Raw genomic sequence first — 14898 nt, forward strand, 5'->3', positions numbered from 1 at the left:
GGAATTATCGATGAGCAACGTATTGGTTCTGAAATCAAGCATCCTGGCGACCTACTCTCAGTCTAACCAACTGGCCGATTTCTTCGTAGAGCAATGGAGCAACGCCCACAGCGGCGACACCATCACCGTGCGCGATCTGGCCGCACAGCCCATCCCGGTGCTGGACGGTGAACTGGTCGGCGCGCTGCGTCCTTCCGATGCTCCGTTGACCCCGCGTCAACAAGAAGCGCTGGCCCTGTCGGACGAGCTGATCGCCGAGCTGCAGGCCAATGACGTCATCGTGATTGCCGCGCCGATGTACAACTTCAACATCCCGACCCAGCTGAAAAACTATTTCGACCTGGTTGCCCGCGCCGGCGTGACCTTCCGTTACACCGAAAACGGTCCGGAAGGCCTGGTGAAAAACAAACGCGCGGTGATCCTGACCAGCCGCGGCGGCATTCATAAAGGCACCCCGACCGACCTGGTGGAACCTTACCTGCGTCTGTTCCTGGGCTTCATCGGCATCACCGACGTGGAGTTCGTCTTCGCGGAAGGCATCGCCTACGGCCCGGAAGTGGCGACCAAAGCACAGGAAGACGCCAAGGCGGCCCTGTCTCAGGTGGTGTCTGCCTAAGATCCTGCGCAGGGGCGCCGCGCCCCTGCCGGACAAGAAGCAAGTCCTGTCAAACCTGCACTACCCTCATAATAATCATCTATCCGTATCACTTGGCGCGCCAGACGGCGCGCTTTTTTTATTTCTTCAGCCACTGGCCGTTGATGCCGCGCACATACTCGCCGCTCTGCGCCCGCGTCACCAGCTTCTGCCCGGCCATGCGCGCCACTTCGTCGACGGCGATATGGTTGCCGTCCGCCACTTCCTGATACTTCTCGGCGCGGCCGGCATTGATGCGCTTCACCAGCGCCAGCGTTTCCGCGTCCTGCTTCACCGGGGCGATATAGCCGCTCAGGGTTTCGCCCACCCGCCCTTGCTGCTTCGCCTCATCCAGCGTCAACGCCATCGCCACGCCGCTGAACAACCAGGCGGCGCCGGCCAGCCACAAATAACGTTTTTTCATGTCGGCTCCTAGAACAGACCGCTTTGGGTTTTCAGCAGGTTTTCGACGTCCTTATCCACCTTGATATGAATTTCATGCTCGATCTTGACGTTCATATTGATGGTGATCGGATCCTTCGGCGTCGCCACCTCGATGCGCGGCACGCAGCCGCTCAGCAGCGAAACGCACAGCACCGCTGCCAGCGTCGACACACTCATGATTTTCATTGTTGCTCCCCAGGTTGTGAGAGGGCCTGCTCCAGCCACTCCTGTAAATTGTCGCCGAAGCGCAAACTGCGCCACAGCTGAAACACGTTTTCCTGATGCCGATAGTTCAGGATCACCTCGCGCTTGGCGTTCTTCTGCGGGTTGATGCCGTCGATACGCGCGCTCAGCGTCAGCTCGCCCAGGTTGTCGAGATCGACCCGGGCGTGCGAACGGTTGATTTCCATGTAGCGCAGCCAGTCGATCGCCGCGCCGGTCGCCAGGTTGTTGCTGCCGATGGCGTCGGCCATGTCTTTGTCCAGCCGCAGCGTCAGGGTGCCGGCGTTGGCGATCCAGCCGTTCTGCACCAGCCATTTCGGGTGGTTCAGGAACAGCGGCAGCTCACCGTCGACCCGGCCGGACATGGCGAACTGCTTCGGCTTCAGGGCGGTAAACAGCGCGCTGAGATCGACCTTGTCCAGCTTCAGCACCGCGGCGTCATGCTGCGGCAACCGCAGCGCCGACAGGCTGATATGCCCGTTGAGCATGTCCACGCCGACGTTGCTCAACGTCAGCGGCTGCCCTTCGCTATAAGGATAGGTGCCCTGCAGATCGGCGGAAATGTTCTGCATCTCGAACAGGTTGCTGAAAGACTTGATGCGCAGCGACACCGGCTGTTTGGCCCCCAGCAGCCATTGATGCTGCTTGAACCGGTACGACAGGATAAAGTCCAGGCCGCTCATTTCGCCGTCTTTCAGCCACATGCCGCCGTTTTTCACCACCCAGTGGCCGCCGGCCTCGAAGCCCTGCTCGCGGGCGGCGGAAAACGCCGACTGCGCATAAAACTCGCCGTCGCGCAGCGTGAGATTGAGATCCGGGGCGAGCAGCGGCTGGAAGACCTTCAGCGACTGTTTCGGCCACCAGGCTTCACCGCGCAGGCGTTCGCCGTCCCAACGGCCGCGCAGCGCGATCGGCCCGATCTGCTGTGCCTGCAGTTTGCCCTGCAGCTGGAAACTGTCCGGCGAAAGGCCGTTCACCTGCAGCGCCAGCACCGGCGCCGGCAGATGGCCGCCGTCGCTGAAGCTGACCTTATCCGCCGCCAGTTGCAGCTCGCCGTTGAACTGCGGGCTTTGTTCATCACGCCGCCAGCGCAGCGGCCGGTTGAGGCTCAGGCGCGGCGCGGCGACCGTCACCAAACCATACTTCAATTTATCGAAACCGGTGGAGAGCTTGTCGAGCACCAGCTCGCTGTCCTGCCAGCGCCCGCTGCCGGCGACGTCCCAGGCGGCCTGCAGCGGCGGCAACCGGCCGTTGCCCCAGTAACGCCACTGCCAGTCGCCCTTGTCCGGCCAGAAATCCTGCGCCTGGCCGTCCAGGTGCAGCTTGAAGCGCCCCCAATAGCTGTCGCTGGCGTTCAGAATCGCCTGCAGGCGGCCGGTGATACCGGCGGCGGTCACCTTCACGCCCGCCAGCGGCAAACGCGCCTCTTCCAGCGTCATTTCCGGCGTCACCTTGCCCCACAGGCGCAACAGCGACCCCGGCTGCAGCACCAGCGTCGGGTTGAGAATGCTGCCGCCGATCACGCCCGGAATCGACGCGGTGGCGGAGAAGTCGGCCAGATTGGCCTGGCCGGTCAATTGGAAGCGCAGATCGCTGTCGGTCAACCCTACCTTGCCCGGCCCGAGGGTGAGCACCGCATTGCCCTTGCCGTTGTGGCCGGCGGTGATCACGTTCAGCCGCGCGCTGATCTCCGTTTCATCCCACCCTTTGCTCCAGTCGTGCAGCGCAACGCTCAGGCCGCCGTTCAACGGCTGCCCGCTGTACGGCCAACGCCACTCGCCCTGCCTGATGCTGACCCGCTGCGGCGCGACTTCCCACGGCAGCACCGCCAGCGGCCGATCGTCGCCTTTTTCGCTTACCGTCAACACGCCCTGCCGCTGTTGCCAGCGCATGTCCAGCAATACCGGTTTTTCCAGATAGGCGGTCTGCATTTCCCCCTGCAGCGCGCCCTGCGTCGGCAGGCTGGCCAGATCCAGCGGAATGGTTATCTTGCCGGCGAGACGCAGCGGTTGCGCGCTGTTGGGCGGGACGACGGTCAGGCTCTGCAACGTCAGTTGCTGTTTTTCATCCAGCTGCGCCTCAGCGCTGAGATTCGGCCCCTGATAATGCAGGCGTTGCCCGTCAGGGCCGGAGGAAAGCTGCAGCTTGCCGGCATAGCGCTGCCAGGGAACCAGCGTCAGGTCATTAATGGTGAGATCCAGCGGCGGCAGCTGTTGCTGCAGCTGATCGAGCGCCAGCGGCGCGCTGTTGGCGTCGCCGGCCGGCAGTTTTGACAAACAGGCGCTATCGACGCTGACCTTATCGCTTGACAGCTGCCAGCGGCCCTGGCGGTAAGCCAACCGCGTCGGCCCGACGTTGGCCAGCAGGCAATCTTGCGCGGTGAAACGCGCCCCCGCCAGCGCCAGGCCGCCCTGGCGCCAGTGCAATTTGCCCTGCAACTCCAGGCGGCTTCCCGCCGGCAACCAATGCGATAACACGCCCGGCAGCCAGCGCGGCAAAGTTTGCCACAACGCCAGCACCAGAATTGCGCAGCCCGCCACCGTCCCTATGAATACTTTTAATCGCCTGGTCATTAAATGATTGCTTCGTTCCTGAGTTAGGCATTGGTTAAGTCTATGCCTGAATTGACAATAATGATGGCATGAATTTGACATAGGGTGAAGCTGAGCGGGGTCGCAGCGGCGATTTGCACCTTTTTGGCGCAAACGTGTGCGGAGTTGTAGATTTTCGTTACATATGCATCACATAAACAGGACAGTTTTCAGACTTTTGTTATTGTCGTTGCCTTTGATGATTAATAGTCTTGCAACCATTCTAATAAAAGTTCAGCTGCTAGCTAACTGTGTACTAGAGAAGCCATTCCCCACACCCCCGTGGGGATTTTTTTGCCTTAATGCCGAATCACGGCGTCAATAAAATCGTGCAATATGCGGCTGTCGCTCGCTTTACGCCAGATAGCATAAATATCGCTGCGCATTTCATTCCCGCATTCTATGTATGCAACCTTTCGCTGCCGCGCCAGGCTTTCGGGCACAAACGCATAGCCTAATCCCGCTGTTACGCAGGCAAATATCACGTCGTAGCATTCCACCTCCAGCAGCGCGGCGGGGATGACTTGCTGCTTCTGCAGCCAGGCGTCCACCAGATGGCGATAGTGGCATTGCCGCGAATAAACATAGAGATCGCTTTTTGCCAACAACGCCGGCCGACATGCCCCGCCAATGAAGACCAAACGCTCCTGGAAAGCACGCCGGCTCTGCATCTGCGGATGTTCGATCGGCCCATCTGAAAACACCACGTCCAGCGCCCCTTTTTGCAGCTGAAACTCCAGATCCAGCGAATATCCCTGCACCACACTCAGCTGAACGCGGCGATTCTGCGCACGGTAATGGGCCAACTTTTGCGGCAAATGATGACTCAAGGCGATATCCAGCGCGCCAAGCCTCAGTTCGCCCTGCACCGGATCCTGTTCAAACTGCGCTCGCGCCCGCTCTTCGATAGCCAAAAAGCGCTTGGCCTTATGGTAAAGCGCCCGGCCTTCCGGCGTGAGCGACAGCCGATTGCGCTCACGCTCGAACAGCGTGACGCCGCACGCCATTTCCAGCTCTTTTAATTTCTTGGTCACGTTAGAGGGCACGCAAAACAGCTGCTCCGCCGCGGCCGTGAGACTCTCCGACTCCACCACCATGCAAAAGGCGGCTAACTGGGCACGTTTAAACATCTTAAGCCTTCACCAAAAGTGAACGATTCACGAACTTTATTTCACTTTTAGTCAACCATCAAGTCCGTAAAATCCTCGCTGTCAGCACAATGCTGCCCCTGGAGATATCCAGTTTCATTACCGACCGAGGAAATCAATCATGATTACGCTCAACGTCTTTTTTCAGGTCAATCCGGCCAAGCGGCAAGCGTTTCTGAGCCTGCTCAACACCATGGTGCAGGAATCCAATCAATAAAGAAACCGGCTGCTCTTTTTACCAGCTTTGGCAATGCCAGAGCGATGAGAACAGCTACGCGCTGATCGAAAACTGGGACGATAAGGCGGCGCTTTCAGCACACCAGAAAACGCCTCATTGGATCGCCTTTAACGATGTCGTTAACAGTTATTTGACCCATGATTACGATGAGCATCATTACACGGAAATCGCTCGTTAAAACCGCGTGAACCGGCCCAATGCGGGCCGGTTTCACTCCCCTGTCTGATAGAACAAGCCCCGCGCGGGACAAACTGCTAACCAATTGTCGAATTTACTAAAATCTGTTAAATTGATCACAAAATCACGGTGGAGAAACCACGATGAAATTGGCGATATACAGTACCAAACAGTATGACCGTAAATATCTCGAACTGGTGAATCAGCAGTTTGGCTATGAGCTGGAATTCTTCGACTTTTTACTCAGCAAAAAAACCGCCAAAACGGCCGCCGGTTGCAAGGCGGTGTGTATCTTCGTCAACGACGACGGCAGCCGTGAAGTGCTCGAAGAACTGGCGGCGCTGGGCGTCGAAATTCTCGCCCTGCGCTGCGCCGGTTTCAATAATGTCGATCTGGACGCCGCCAAAGAACTGGGCATCAAGGTAGTGCGCGTGCCGGCCTACTCACCGGAAGCCGTGGCGGAACACGCGGTAGGCATGATGATGTGCCTGAACCGCCGTATTCACCGCGCCTATCAACGCACCCGCGACGCCAATTTCTCGCTGGAAGGGCTGATCGGCTTTAACATGCACAACCGCACCGCCGGCGTGATCGGCACCGGTAAAATCGGCGTGGCGACGATGCGCATTCTGAAAGGCTTCGGTATGAAGCTGCTGGCTTACGATCCGTTCCCGAGCGAACAGGCGCTGGAACTGGGCGCGGAGTATGTCGACCTGAAAACGCTGTACGCGCAGTCCGACGTGATCACCCTGCACTGCCCGCTGACGCCGGAAAACCACCATCTGCTGAATGCCGACGCCTTCGCGATGATGAAAAACGGCGTGATGGTGATCAACACCAGCCGCGGCGCGCTGATCGACTCCACCGCCGCCATCGACGCGCTGAAGCAGCAGAAAATCGGCGCGCTGGGAATGGACGTTTACGAGAACGAACGCGATCTGTTCTTCGAAGACAAGTCTAACGACGTGATTCAGGACGACGTGTTCCGCCGCCTCTCGGCCTGCCACAACGTGCTGTTTACCGGCCATCAGGCCTTCCTGACCGAAGAGGCGCTGACCAGCATTTCGCAAACCACGCTGCAGAACATTAGCCAGTTGGATCGCGGCGAAGCCTGCCCGAACCAGTTGAACGCCTGAGCGTCACCTCGGGGCGCCCTTGCGGCGCCCTGTTTATTTGAGAGAACGCGATGAGAAAAACCACGGTAGCCGCCCTTGCGGCGCTGGCTTTAGCGGGGTGCAGCATGAAACCACATACGGCCGTCACGCCAGGCGATCTGCTGCATCACAACTTCGTGTTGCAGAGCGTGGATGGCGAAACGGCGAAGCCACCGGCGGGCGGCGGCCTGCTCAATCTGGAGTTCGGCGAAAACCTGCATGTCTCCGGTGCGATGTGCAACCGCTTCTTCGGCCAGGGGCAATTACGCGACGGCGTGCTGACGGTGAAACCGCTGGCCACGACGCGCAGGCTGTGCCCTGATGAACAGCGCAACCGCTGGGATCAAGTGATCGGCACCGTGCTGGAAAACGGCGCCGAAGTGACGCTAAGCGCCCAGCAGCTGACGCTCAACGGCAGCGGCCACACGCTTATCTATACCCTGCGCGATTGGGTGTATTGATCCTGCGCGCCAGGCCTGGCGCCGCGGGCTTACCCGGCGCAGCTGCCCAGGCCCAGCGTGCGTTCTTCGCACTGCTTGCCGTTCGGCATTTGGCACATGCGCAGCGCTTCACCGTTCAGGTTGTGCGCGATGGTGGTGACGCCGCCGACCGCCGCGCAACCGGCGCTGGTCTGCAACGTATTGATTCTGGCACTGTTGCCCTGCTGTACTGGTTCTTCGTTATTGCTGCTGCAGGCGGCTAAAAGCAGCACGGCGCTGGCAAGCAGCCATTTTGATGTCGTCATTATCCCACTCCTGAACCCGGAACTGCGCTGTGTAAAATCGCCATTGCTGATAACGCGCGTCACTTGGCGGACACGTTTCGCTATCTTTGATGCAAACTTGTTTAATCTAGCTCGATATATAAATAATGAAAATATATTCCAGCCATTATTTGTCGTTTTTTTGCGGCGGCCGGACATTTATTTTGTTTGCAGAATATTTCCGCACCGGAGCGCGGTGCCAAACGTGACGGCGCCACCCGCTGCCAGGCTTCGGCCGCACGCAGAAAGTGATAACGTCACCGCTGCCGACCAGGAAGTTTTTCCGGCGATATCGCTATTCATTATCTTCGCGTGCTTTCAGTGAAACGGCGCATTTTTTGCTACCGGAGAGGACGATATTTGCGTCTATGCTGGCGGCGCTAAGTAATTAGCATTCCACTATTTTCAGTGAATGATGGCTGAATTCTTCAACCGGCGCGACTCGCTGTCGCGCCGGCCTTTTTTCACATTAAAATAACACTCAGTGCACCGTGGCTTTCGACAGTAAATTAATCACCAGCACGCCGGCAATAATTAATCCCATGCCGACGATCGCCGGCCAATCCAATTTTTGCTGATAAACAAATACCGCGGCGACCGACACCAGCACGATCCCCATGCCTGACCAAATCGCATACACGATGCCCAGCGGCATACTCTTGACCACCATCGACAGCCCCCAAAATGCCACGCCGTAGCCCAGCACCACCAGCAGCGACGGCCACAGGCGGGTAAAGCCCTCGGAGGCTTTCAACATGGTGGTGGCGATCACTTCCGCGACTATCGCCATCGTCAAATACATAAATGCGCTCATGATTTTCTTCTGTCAGTTTGCCGATGCGCAATTATGACGTGCCGGAAATAAATTGTCTTTAAACGGTGAAAACAATTTATTGCCGCCGGCCCCCAATCGACGAGGAAATAGGCCTTTGACGATTTGTCACCCGCCACACAAACACGATAAAGCCGCGTTCAAACCCTCTGTTAGACTTTTTTCCATTACTGCGAAAGTGCGCTTTCGCGGCTTTGAGAGCAATGAAAAGGTAACGCCGATGATAACTACAGATGGTAATAATGCAGTCGCTTCCGTGGCCTATCGCACCAACGAAGTGATTGCCATCTACCCTATCACGCCGAGTTCCACCATGGCGGAGCAGGCGGATGCCTGGTCCGGCGATGGCCGGCAAAACATCTGGGGTGACATCCCGCGGGTGGTGGAAATGCAGTCGGAAGGCGGCGCGATCGCCACCGTGCACGGCGCGTTGCAAACCGGCGCGCTGTCGACCTCGTTCACCTCATCGCAGGGTCTGCTGCTGATGATCCCCACACTGTACAAACTTGCCGGCGAGCTGACGCCGTTTGTGCTGCACGTCGCCGCGCGCACCGTAGCCACGCACGCGCTGTCCATCTTCGGTGACCACTCGGACGTGATGGCGGTGCGCCAGACCGGCTGCGCCATGCTGTGCGCCGGCAGCGTGCAGGAGGCGCAGGACTTCGCGCTGATCTCGCAGACCGCCACCCTCAACGCGCGCGTGCCGTTTATCCATTTCTTCGACGGCTTCCGCACCTCGCACGAAATCAACAAGATCGTACCGCTCAGCGACGATACGCTGCGGCAAATGCTGCCGCAGGCGGCGATCGACGCTCACCGCAGCCGGGCGCTGTCGCCGGATCATCCGGTGGTGCGCGGCACTTCCGCCAACCCGGACACCTATTTCCAGTCGCGCGAAGCCACCAACCCGTGGTATGACGCCACCGGCCAGCACGTGATCGACGCCATGGAAGCCTTCGCCGCCCTCACCGGCCGCCACTATCGGCCGTTCGACTATTACGGCCACCCGCAGGCCGAGCGCGTGGTGGTGGTGATGGGCTCCGCCGCCGGCACCTGCGAAGAGGTGATCGACACCCTGCTGACCCGCGGCGAGAAAGTCGGCGTGCTGAAGGTGCGGCTGTTCCGGCCGTTCTCCGCCAAATACCTGCTCGGCGCGCTGCCGGACAGCGTGCGCAGCGTCGCGGTGCTCGATCGCACCAAAGAACCGGGCGCGCTGGCCGAGCCGCTGTATCTGGACGTGATGACCGCGCTGGCGGAAGCCTACAGCCGGGGTGAGCGCGCCACGCTGCCGCAGGTGATCGGCGGCCGTTACGGCCTGTCATCGAAAGAGTTCGGCCCTGACTGCGCGCTGGCGGTGTTCCGCGAGCTGGCCCAGCCGCAGCCGCGCCCGCGCTTTACCGTCGGCATCTTCGATGATGTCACCGGGCTTTCGCTGCCGCTGAGCGACGAAATCCTGCCGCAGCGCGCCTCGCTGGAAGCGCTGTTCTACGGTTTGGGCAGCGACGGCTCGGTCTCGGCCACCAAGAACAACATCAAGATCATCGGCAACGCCACGCCGCTGTATGCCCAGGGCTATTTCGTCTACGATTCCAAAAAGGCCGGCGGCCTGACGGTGTCGCACCTGCGCGTCAGCGAGCAGCCGATCAACTCGGCCTACCTGGTCAGCCGCGCGGACTTCATCGGCTGCCACCAGCTGCAGTTTATCGATAAGTACCAAATGGTCGAACGCCTGAAGCCCGGTGGCACCTTCCTGCTCAATACCCCTTACGGCGCCGACGAGGTCTGGTCGCGCCTGCCGCAGGAGGTTCAGGCGCTGTTGCACCAACGCCAGGCGCGTTTCTATATCATCAACGCCGCCAAGCTGGCGCGCGAATGCCGGCTCGGCGCGCGCATCAACACCGTGATGCAGATGGCGTTCTTCCACCTGACGCAGATCCTGCCGAGCGACGTGGCGCTGCAACAGCTGCAGGACGCCATCGCCCGCAGCTACAGCAGCAAGGGCCAGGAGATCGTCGAGCGCAACTGGCAGGCGCTGGGCGCCACCCGGGCCGCGCTGACCGAGATCCCGCTGCAGCCGGTCGACGTCAGCAGCCCGATGCGCCCGCCGGTGGTCTCGGACGCCGCGCCGGACTTCGTCAAAACCGTCACCGCCGCGATGCTGGCCGGGCTGGGCGATGCGCTGCCGGTTTCCGCCTTCCCGCCGGACGGCACCTGGCCGGTGGGCACCACCCAATGGGAAAAGCGCAACATCGCCGAAGCGATCCCGATCTGGCAGCCCGACCTGTGTACCCAGTGCAACCACTGCGTCGCCGCCTGCCCGCACTCCGCCATTCGCGCCAAGGTGGTTCAGCCGGCGGAGATGGAGCACGCCCCCGCCTCCCTGCAGTCGCTGGATGTCAAAGCGCGCGATATGCGCGGCCAGAAATACGTGCTGCAGGTAGCGCCGGAGGATTGCACCGGCTGTAACCTGTGCGTCGAGGTCTGCCCGGCGAAAGATCGCCAGAACCCGGAGATCAAGGCCATCAACATGGCTTCGCGCCTCGATAATCTGACGGCGGAAAAAGACAACTACGACTTCTTCCTGCAGCTGCCGGAAATCGATCCGGCGCAGCTGGAGCGCATCGACATTCGCACCTCGCAGCTGATCACGCCGCTGTTCGAGTACTCCGGCGCCTGCTCCGGCTGCGGCGAAACGCCGTACATCAAGCTGTTGACCCAGCTCTATGGCGACCGTTTGCTGATCGCCAACGCTACCGGCTGCTCGTCGATCTACGGCGGTAACCTGCCGACCACGCCTTACACCACCAACGCCGAAGGGCGCGGCCCGGCGTGGGCCAACTCGCTGTTCGAAGACAACGCCGAATTCGGCCTGGGCTTCCGTTTAACAGTCGATCAACATCGCGCGCGAGTGCTGCGCCTGCTGAATGCTCTGGCGCCGCAGCTGCCGGAGCGGTTGGTCAATGCCCTGCAGATGGGCGACGTGGCGCCGGAGCCGCGCCGTAAGCAGATCGCCGAACTGCGCACGCTGTTGGCCAATCTCGAAGGCGAAGACGCGCGCCAGCTGGCGGCCGGCGCCGACTACCTGGTGGATAAATCCATCTGGCTGATCGGCGGTGACGGTTGGGCCTACGACATCGGCTTCGGCGGTTTGGATCACGTCCTCAGCCTGACGGAGAACGTCAACGTGCTGGTGCTCGACACCCAGTGCTACTCGAACACCGGCGGCCAGCAGTCGAAGGCCACGCCGCTCGGCGCGGTGACCAAGTTCGGCGAACACGGCAAGCGCAAGGCGCGCAAGGATTTGGGCGTCAGCATGATGATGTACGGCCATGTCTACGTGGCGCAGATCTCGCTGGGGGCGCAGCTCAACCAAACGGTGAAAGCGATTCAGGAGGCCGAGGCCTATCCGGGGCCGTCGCTGATCATCGCCTACAGCCCGTGCGAAGAGCACGGCTACGATCTGGCGCTCAGCCACGATCAGATGAAACAGCTGACCGCCACCGGCTTCTGGCCGCTGTACCGCTTCGATCCGCGCCGCAGCGCCGAGGGCAAGGCCGCATTGGCGCTGGATTCGCGGCCGCCGAACAGCAGCCTGTCGGAAACGCTGCTGAAAGAACAGCGTTTCCGCCGCCTGAACGCGCAGCAGCCGGAAGTGGCCAGCGCGCTGTATCAGGCCGCCGAGAAAGAGCTGCAGGAGAAATACGATTTCCTCAGCCTGCTGGCCGGCAAGGCGGAAAAATCCGCCGCAGAGTAACCTCCCTCAGGGCGCGAGCGATTCGCGCCCTGTTCTTTTACCGCCGGCGTCAGCCGCAGCAAAAACCCGCTGGCATTCCTGCGCGCAATCCGTACCATACAGGCCTCGCGTCGGGCGCGTGGCAGCAGGATGATGAATAATGATCAAAAGCGGCCGGTTGAATGGTAAACTCGCGGCTACAACGCCATGCCCCTAGTGCCCCCCATTGAGAATGAGCACGATTTAAATGTCAGAAAAGCAATCCGTTAGCCAAAAAGAGCAGTACAACCTCAACAAATTGCAAAAGCGCCTGCGCCGCAACGTGGGCGAAGCGATCGCCGATTTCAATATGATTGAAGAAGGCGACCGCATCATGGTCTGTCTGTCCGGCGGTAAAGACAGCTACACCATGCTGGAGATCCTGCGCAATCTGCAGCAGAGCGCGCCGGTCAACTTCTCCCTGGTGGCGGTGAACCTCGATCAGAAGCAGCCCGGCTTCCCGGAGCATATTCTGCCCGCCTACCTGGAAAGCCTGGGGGTGGAGTACAAGATCGTCGAAGAGAACACCTACAGCATCGTTAAAGACAAGATCCCGGAAGGCAAAACCACCTGTTCACTGTGCTCGCGCCTGCGCCGCGGCATTTTGTACCGCACCGCCACCGAACTGGGCGCCACCAAGATCGCGCTGGGCCACCACCGCGACGACATTCTGCAAACGCTGTTCCTCAACATGTTCTACGGCGGCAAGATGAAAGGCATGCCGCCCAAGCTGATGAGCGACGACGGCCAGCACGTGGTGATCCGCCCGCTGGCCTACTGCCGCGAGAAAGACATCGAACGCTTCTCGATCGCCAAGGAATTCCCAATCATCCCATGCAACCTGTGCGGCTCGCAGCCTAACCTGCAGCGCCAGGTGATCGGCGATATGCTGCGCGACTGGGACAAGCGTTACCCTGGCCGGTTGGAAACCATGTTCAGCGCCATGCAAAACGTGGTGCCTTCGCACCTGAGCGACATCAATCTGTTCGATTTCAAAGGCATTCACCACGGTAGCGCCGTGGTGGACGGCGGCGATTTGGCCTTCGATCGCGAAGACATCCCGATGCAGCCCGTAGGTTGGCAGCCGGAAGACTCGGACGACGCGGTGCCTGCGCCAGAGCGTTTGAACGTACTGGAAATCAAATAAGCCCCTCTCGCCGCTTGCCCTCTGCAAGCGGCGACATTCCCCTCTCTCGACGATCTCGATCCTGTTCACAGTTTGCGCAAAATTTACTGGGCGGTGCCGTTTTTACCCTATACTGTTTATTTATACAGTCATATGGAGATCGCGCAATGAATATCACCCCCTGCCTGTCCCACGTCTCGCTGGGCTCCAACGATTTCGAGGCCGCCGCCGCCTTTTACGATCGCACGCTGGCCGCCTTGGGTTGCCGACGCGTGCTGGAGCATCCCGGCGCCATCGGTTACGGCCGCGACTATCCGGAGTTTTGGCTGCAGGTGCCGATCGACGGCCGCCCGGCCTCGCCCGGCAACGGCACGCACGTCGGTTTTTTCGCCACCAGCAAGCAACAGGTGGATGAATTCCATCGCCAGGCGTTGCTGGCCGGCGCCGCCGATGAAGGCGCGCCCGGTTCGCGGCCGCACTACGGCGAGGCTTACTACGGCTGCTTTGTCCGTGATTTGGATGGGCACAAGATTGAAGCCAGCTTCTGGGATGAAAGCGCGGCCTGAAGAAAAGAGGAATGCCGAATAAAAAAATGCCGGTGATTAAACCGGCATTGTACGAATCAAATGTGCTATGCAGTAATTCAAAAATAAGAAAGTAGGACAATTATGGAGCGCAACGCCCATCGCTTGACGTTGCATTCACCTGCGAGAGAGATCATGCCCCATTTCCCCCGGCTAAATGTTGATATTGCTCAATGTTAACCGGGTTTTCGTCATTTTTGCCTACAGCCAGCGGCTGCGCTTCAGCCACCAGGCGACGCCAAGCACCAACCCGCCCAGCATCAGGCAAAACGCCGCAAAACCGAGAGGATTGCCGCCGCCCGGAATGCCGCCAAGGTTGACCCCGAACAACCCGGTCAGGAAGGTGGTAGGCAGAAATACCATCGCCAACAATGACATGGTGTAAGTGCGGCGGTTCATCGCATCGGCCATCACCGTGGTGATTTCGTCGGACAAGATGGCGGTGCGCGCGATGCTGCCGTCCAGATCGTCCAATCCCCGCCCCAGGCGATCGGCGATGTCCTGCATGCGGCGGCGATCGTCGTCGCTCATCCACGGCAGGCGGTCGCTGGCCAGCCGCGCGAAGACGTCGCGCTGCGGCGCCATATAGCGGCGCAGCACGATCAGCTGTTTACGGATCAGCGCCAGCTGGCCGCGCTCCGGCACCTGCTGCTCCAGCAAAGCGTCCTCCAGATCGATGATCTTGTCGTGCAGATCTTCGATAAATTCGCTGGTGTGATCGGTCAACGCATCGGAAATTTCCACCAGCCAGCTGCCGCTGTTGGTCGGCCCGGCGCCGCTTTGCAGATCGTTCACCACCTGATCGATGGAATACACCTTGCGGTGTCGGGTAGAGACAATCAGTTTATCGGTGATGTACACGCGAATGGTGACCAGCTGGTCCGGCCGGGAATTGGCGTTGAAGTTGATGCTGCGCAGGGTGATCATGGTGCCTTCGCCCTGGCGGCTGACGCGCGGCCGTGAGCTTTCGCCGGAGAGCGCTTCGCGCACCGAGTCCGGCAGCAGCGGCGTGGTGCTCAGCCATTCGGCGCTGGCCGGGTGCGCGTAATCAAGATGCAGCCAGCACGGCGCGTCGCAGGTGATCTTGTCATCCTGCCCGATCGGCGTGACGCCGCCCTTGCCGTCCAACTGGTAGGCGTAAACCGCATCGGCGATCTGCAGCTCGCTCCCCTCAATCACATCCATTCATTTATCCCCTCAGTCTTGCTTATGT

The 14898-nt window shown here is 60.1% G+C and carries 15 protein-coding genes; 7 read left to right on the forward strand and 8 right to left on the reverse strand.

What is annotated here, in order from left to right:
• Positions 1-10: 10 nt before the first annotated feature.
• Positions 11-616 carry an FMN-dependent NADH-azoreductase gene (azoR, locus tag ACJ8PI_RS08645; protein ID WP_033634661.1) on the forward strand — a complete coding sequence of 202 codons (606 nt, stop codon included), beginning with the start codon at positions 11-13 and terminating at the stop codon, positions 614-616.
• Here azoR and ACJ8PI_RS08650 read toward each other — a convergent pair.
• From ACJ8PI_RS08650 to ACJ8PI_RS08670, 5 genes are all read right to left on the reverse strand, one after another.
• Positions 613-750, reverse strand: coding sequence for a hypothetical protein (locus ACJ8PI_RS08650; protein ID WP_442528112.1), 138 nt, complete (start codon positions 748-750; stop codon positions 613-615). The two genes, azoR and ACJ8PI_RS08650, sit on opposite strands and share 4 nt — an antisense overlap.
• On the reverse strand, positions 735-1058 hold the full coding sequence (locus tag ACJ8PI_RS08655; protein ID WP_033634662.1) for a YdbL family protein: 324 nt from the start codon (positions 1056-1058) through the stop codon (positions 735-737). Before ACJ8PI_RS08655 ends, ACJ8PI_RS08650 begins: the two co-directional genes overlap by 16 nt.
• A gap of 8 nt (positions 1059-1066) precedes the next feature.
• Positions 1067-1264, reverse strand: coding sequence for a YnbE family lipoprotein (locus ACJ8PI_RS08660; protein WP_025302979.1), 198 nt, complete (start codon positions 1262-1264; stop codon positions 1067-1069).
• Entirely contained in the window at positions 1261-3873 is a 2613-nt protein-coding gene (locus ACJ8PI_RS08665) for a YdbH family protein (RefSeq protein ID WP_130042871.1), read from the reverse strand. Before ACJ8PI_RS08665 ends, ACJ8PI_RS08660 begins: the two co-directional genes overlap by 4 nt.
• 317 nt (positions 3874-4190) lie before the next feature.
• Positions 4191-5021, reverse strand: a complete 831-nt coding sequence (locus ACJ8PI_RS08670) for a LysR family transcriptional regulator (protein ID WP_074026572.1) — start codon at positions 5019-5021, stop codon at positions 4191-4193.
• A gap of 227 nt (positions 5022-5248) precedes the next feature.
• Between ACJ8PI_RS08670 and ACJ8PI_RS08675 the strand changes: the two genes are divergently transcribed.
• The 3 genes from ACJ8PI_RS08675 (at position 5249) to hslJ (ending at position 7069) form a co-directional block, all read left to right on the forward strand.
• Positions 5249-5455, forward strand: a complete 207-nt coding sequence (locus ACJ8PI_RS08675; protein WP_442528119.1) for a putative quinol monooxygenase — start codon at positions 5249-5251, stop codon at positions 5453-5455.
• Positions 5456-5597: 142 nt separating this feature from the next.
• Positions 5598-6590 (forward strand): 2-hydroxyacid dehydrogenase, encoded by a 993-nt coding sequence (locus tag ACJ8PI_RS08680; protein ID WP_016927571.1) that lies wholly within the window; start codon positions 5598-5600, stop codon positions 6588-6590.
• A 50-nt stretch (positions 6591-6640) separates the two neighbouring features.
• Complete coding sequence (hslJ, locus tag ACJ8PI_RS08685; protein WP_039565951.1) at positions 6641-7069, forward strand: heat shock protein HslJ; 429 nt, start codon at positions 6641-6643, stop codon at positions 7067-7069.
• Between the two features lie 29 nt (positions 7070-7098).
• Here hslJ and ACJ8PI_RS08690 read toward each other — a convergent pair whose 3' ends face one another.
• A complete protein-coding gene (locus ACJ8PI_RS08690; protein WP_015377999.1) occupies positions 7099-7353 on the reverse strand; it encodes a DUF333 domain-containing protein in 255 nt (84 codons plus the stop codon).
• Between the two features lie 499 nt (positions 7354-7852).
• Positions 7853-8185: a multidrug efflux SMR transporter SsmE gene (gene ssmE, locus ACJ8PI_RS08695; protein ID WP_033634669.1), complete on the reverse strand. Its 333-nt coding sequence runs from the start codon at positions 8183-8185 to the stop codon at positions 7853-7855.
• A 238-nt stretch (positions 8186-8423) separates the two neighbouring features.
• Here ssmE and nifJ point away from each other — a divergent pair, with 238 nt between their 5' ends.
• From nifJ to ACJ8PI_RS08710, 3 genes are all read left to right on the forward strand, one after another.
• On the forward strand, positions 8424-11957 hold the full coding sequence (gene nifJ / locus ACJ8PI_RS08700) for a pyruvate:ferredoxin (flavodoxin) oxidoreductase (protein ID WP_060456983.1): 3534 nt from the start codon (positions 8424-8426) through the stop codon (positions 11955-11957).
• A gap of 226 nt (positions 11958-12183) precedes the next feature.
• Positions 12184-13122, forward strand: a complete 939-nt coding sequence (gene ttcA / locus ACJ8PI_RS08705) for a tRNA 2-thiocytidine(32) synthetase TtcA (RefSeq protein WP_164134183.1) — start codon at positions 12184-12186, stop codon at positions 13120-13122.
• Between the two features lie 146 nt (positions 13123-13268).
• A complete protein-coding gene (locus ACJ8PI_RS08710; protein ID WP_033634674.1) occupies positions 13269-13667 on the forward strand; it encodes a VOC family protein in 399 nt (132 codons plus the stop codon).
• A gap of 219 nt (positions 13668-13886) precedes the next feature.
• Here ACJ8PI_RS08710 and zntB read toward each other — a convergent pair whose 3' ends face one another.
• Complete coding sequence (zntB, locus tag ACJ8PI_RS08715) at positions 13887-14870, reverse strand: zinc transporter ZntB (RefSeq protein ID WP_049234356.1); 984 nt, start codon at positions 14868-14870, stop codon at positions 13887-13889.
• Positions 14871-14898 lie beyond the last annotated feature (28 nt).

It is taken from the genome of Serratia sp. CY82433, assembly GCF_052166535.1.
GTDB classification, from domain to species: Bacteria; Pseudomonadota; Gammaproteobacteria; order Enterobacterales; family Enterobacteriaceae; genus Serratia; species Serratia sarumanii.

What these genes read in the sequence shown, in the direction of transcription:
- azoR (WP_033634661.1), top strand. Translation starts at nt 11, where the DNA reads ATGAGCAACGTATTGGTTCTGAAATCAAGCATCCTGGCGACCTACTCT.
- nifJ (WP_060456983.1), top strand. Translation starts at nt 8,424, where the DNA reads ATGATAACTACAGATGGTAATAATGCAGTCGCTTCCGTGGCCTATCGC.
- ACJ8PI_RS08660 (WP_025302979.1), bottom strand. Translation starts at nt 1,264, where the DNA reads ATGAAAATCATGAGTGTGTCGACGCTGGCAGCGGTGCTGTGCGTTTCG.
- ACJ8PI_RS08670 (WP_074026572.1), bottom strand. Translation starts at nt 5,021, where the DNA reads ATGTTTAAACGTGCCCAGTTAGCCGCCTTTTGCATGGTGGTGGAGTCG.
- zntB (WP_049234356.1), bottom strand. Translation starts at nt 14,870, where the DNA reads ATGGATGTGATTGAGGGGAGCGAGCTGCAGATCGCCGATGCGGTTTAC.
- ACJ8PI_RS08680 (WP_016927571.1), top strand. Translation starts at nt 5,598, where the DNA reads ATGAAATTGGCGATATACAGTACCAAACAGTATGACCGTAAATATCTC.
- ACJ8PI_RS08655 (WP_033634662.1), bottom strand. Translation starts at nt 1,058, where the DNA reads ATGAAAAAACGTTATTTGTGGCTGGCCGGCGCCGCCTGGTTGTTCAGC.
- ACJ8PI_RS08665 (WP_130042871.1), bottom strand. Translation starts at nt 3,873, where the DNA reads ATGACCAGGCGATTAAAAGTATTCATAGGGACGGTGGCGGGCTGCGCA.
- ACJ8PI_RS08710 (WP_033634674.1), top strand. Translation starts at nt 13,269, where the DNA reads ATGAATATCACCCCCTGCCTGTCCCACGTCTCGCTGGGCTCCAACGAT.
- hslJ (WP_039565951.1), top strand. Translation starts at nt 6,641, where the DNA reads ATGAGAAAAACCACGGTAGCCGCCCTTGCGGCGCTGGCTTTAGCGGGG.
- ttcA (WP_164134183.1), top strand. Translation starts at nt 12,184, where the DNA reads ATGTCAGAAAAGCAATCCGTTAGCCAAAAAGAGCAGTACAACCTCAAC.
- ssmE (WP_033634669.1), bottom strand. Translation starts at nt 8,185, where the DNA reads ATGAGCGCATTTATGTATTTGACGATGGCGATAGTCGCGGAAGTGATC.
- ACJ8PI_RS08690 (WP_015377999.1), bottom strand. Translation starts at nt 7,353, where the DNA reads ATGACGACATCAAAATGGCTGCTTGCCAGCGCCGTGCTGCTTTTAGCC.